This window comes from Mycobacterium sp. TH-M15, from assembly GCF_057473705.1.
In genome coordinates this window covers 1-2,440 of the sequence record NZ_JBYCLB010000588.1, presented here as the reverse complement: position 1 = coordinate 2,440, position 2,440 = coordinate 1, and the positions used below count along the sequence as shown (strand labels likewise).

The 2,440-nt window shown below is 72.0% G+C and carries 5 protein-coding genes; all 5 read left to right on the top strand.

All coding sequences use genetic code 11. The annotated features are described in order from the left end of the window. Positions 1–17: 17 nt before the first annotated feature. Positions 18–137: a PPE family protein, SVP subgroup gene (locus AC2VNT_RS14550; protein ID WP_486947532.1), complete on the top strand. Its 120-nt coding sequence runs from the start codon at positions 18–20 to the stop codon at positions 135–137. A 70-nt stretch (positions 138–207) separates the two neighbouring features. Beyond that, on the top strand, positions 208–939 hold the full coding sequence (locus AC2VNT_RS14545; RefSeq protein WP_486947528.1) for an MgtC/SapB family protein: 732 nt from the start codon (positions 208–210) through the stop codon (positions 937–939). Positions 940–1,062: 123 nt separating this feature from the next. Next, positions 1,063–1,593 carry a LysM peptidoglycan-binding domain-containing protein gene (locus AC2VNT_RS14540; RefSeq protein ID WP_486947531.1) on the top strand — a complete coding sequence of 177 codons (531 nt, stop codon included), beginning with the start codon at positions 1,063–1,065 and terminating at the stop codon, positions 1,591–1,593. Between the two features lie 95 nt (positions 1,594–1,688). Continuing rightward, positions 1,689–2,345: an Rv1815 family serine proteinase gene (locus AC2VNT_RS14535; RefSeq protein ID WP_486947530.1), complete on the top strand. Its 657-nt coding sequence runs from the start codon at positions 1,689–1,691 to the stop codon at positions 2,343–2,345. Then, positions 2,342–2,440: hypothetical protein (locus AC2VNT_RS14530; RefSeq protein ID WP_486947529.1), on the top strand; the 99-nt coding region annotated here is incomplete at its 3' end. The genes AC2VNT_RS14535 and AC2VNT_RS14530, both read left to right, overlap by 4 nt.

Below are 2,440 nucleotides of genomic sequence, written 5' to 3'. Positions count from 1 at the left end.
TGGCCGAGCCGGGCGGGATGCCCGGCATGCCGGGGATGCCGCCGGTCGGCAACGGGGCCGGCCGTGGCTACGGCTTCGCCGCCCCCCGCTACGGGTTCAAGCCGACCGTGATGCCGCGTCCGGTGGTGGTCGGGTAGCGCACCGGTCACACTGTTGAGGTGAGGCGCCGGCGGTGAGCGACCGGACGCAGGAGAAGGGGCCGGGCCGATGGAGACGACGTTGCGCACCGCCGACTTCGTGCTCCGGCTCTCCGTCGGGCTGGGCTGCGGCGCGCTGATCGGCCTGGAACGGCAGTGGCGGGCGCGGATGGCCGGCCTGCGCACCAACGCGCTGGTCGCCGCCGGGGCCACCCTGTTCGTGCTGTACGCGGTCGCCGCGGGCGACACCAGCGCCACCCGGGTGGCGTCCTACGTGGTCTCCGGGGTGGGCTTCCTCGGCGGCGGGGTGATCCTGCGCGAGGGGTTCAACGTCAGCGGCCTGAACACCGCGGCCACCCTGTGGTGCTCGGCGGCCGTCGGGGTGCTGGCCGCCGCCGGGCACCTGCTGTTCGCGCTGATCGCCACCGGCACCATCGTCGGCACCCACCTGGTCGGCCGGCCGCTGGGCCGGCTGATCGACCGCGACCAGCACGTGGAGGAGGACGCCGCCCAACAGGCCTACCGGGTTCAGGTGGTCTGCCGGTCGAAGGCCGAGAAGTACGCCCGCGCCCAGATCGTCCAGCACACGTCCAGCAACGACCTGGTGCTGCGCGGCATCCACGCCGGCGAGGCGGTCGACGGCAACACCGTGCTGACCGCGTATCTGCTGGTCGACGGTCGTGCCCCGGACCGGCTGGAACGCCTGGTCGCCGAGCTGTCGCTGCAGCCCGGCGTCACCGCGGTGCACTGGCACTCCGACGACCAGGTCAGCCCGATCCCGCTTACGCCGACAGCGGAATAGTTCGGCGGACCAAGACGGTGCGGGCAGGCTAAGCTCGCAGGCGTCGTTGACAACCAACGGTGCGTGCCGACATCAGAACCGCGGCACGCAAGACCAGAAGGGGTAGTAAACGTGGGACAGAACGTGGGAGACACGCTCGCCGCCGGACACAAGCTTGTCAAAGGGGACTCGCTGACCTCGAAGAACGAGGCCTACACCCTGACATTGCAAGACGACGGCAACCTGGTGCTGGCCGCCCGGGGCAAGGCGATCTGGGCCAGCGGCACCAACGGGCAGAACGTGGTGCGCGCCGAGGTGCAGCCGGACGGCAACTTCGTCATCTACACGGCCGACAAGCCGATCTGGCACAGCGACACCAAGGGTAAGAAGGACGTCCGGCTGGTGCTGCAGGACGATCGCAACCTGGTGCTCTACGCCGCCGGCAACACGCCCGTCTGGTCGACCAAGACCGAGACCGACGCCCCGCCGCCGGCCGCCGCCGAGGGTGGCGCCGAGGGTGGCGCCCGCACCTACAAGGTGGTCGCCGGTGACACGCTGTTCGCCATCGCCGAGCGCTTCTACGGCGACGGGAACAAGTTCAAGCAGATCGCCGAGGCCAGTGGCATCAGCAACCCGGACTTGATCCACCCCGGTCAGGAACTGACCATCCCCTGATCGCCCTGCCGACCGCGACGGCCCGACCCCCGAGCGGGACCGGGCCGTCCGTCTCGGCGGGTGCCAGGGCAGCCGCGGGTGATCCGGTGGTGACGATGCGCCGGCTGACGATGCCGACGCTGCTGACCACGGCGGCGCTGGTGGCGGTGCCGGCCGACGGCGTCGCCCGGGCGGATCCGGTGCCGGTCTTCCCGGGCATGGAGATCCGTCAGGGTGGCCACGTCTGCACCCTGGGCTATGTCGACCCGGGGGCGCGGGTCGGCTACACCGCGGGCCACTGCCGAGGCGACGGGCCGGTCACCGACCGGGACGGGCAGGCGATCGGCCGGCTCGCCGGTTTCCGGGACACCACCCCCGCCGGCACCTCGGTCGGCAGCGACCAGGTCATCGCCGACTACGAGGTCATCGCGCTCGCCGAGGACGTCGCGGCCAGCGACGTCCTGCCCGACGGCCGCCGGCTGGAGTCCGATCCCGGGGTGCAGCTGCGCCCCGGCGAGCCGGTCTGTCATTACGGCATCGCGACCGGGGAGAGCTGCGGCACGGTGGAGAGCGTGAATAACGGCTGGTTCACCATGGCGCACGGGGCGGTCAGTCAGCGGGGCGACTCGGGTGGGCCGGTGTATCTGGCGGGCCCGGCCGGGCCGGCCCGGATCGTCGGGGTGTTCACCAGCATCTGGGGTGAGTACCCCGCCGCGATGGCCTGGCCGGCCGTGCTGGCCGCGTCCCCAGATCCCGGACAGGAGCAGCCATGAGCACCGAGCTACCGGCGACCGTCGACGCGGACCGGGTGTCGGCCTGGGCCGACGACGTCGACGTGGTGGTGATCGGCTTCGGCATCGCCGGGGGC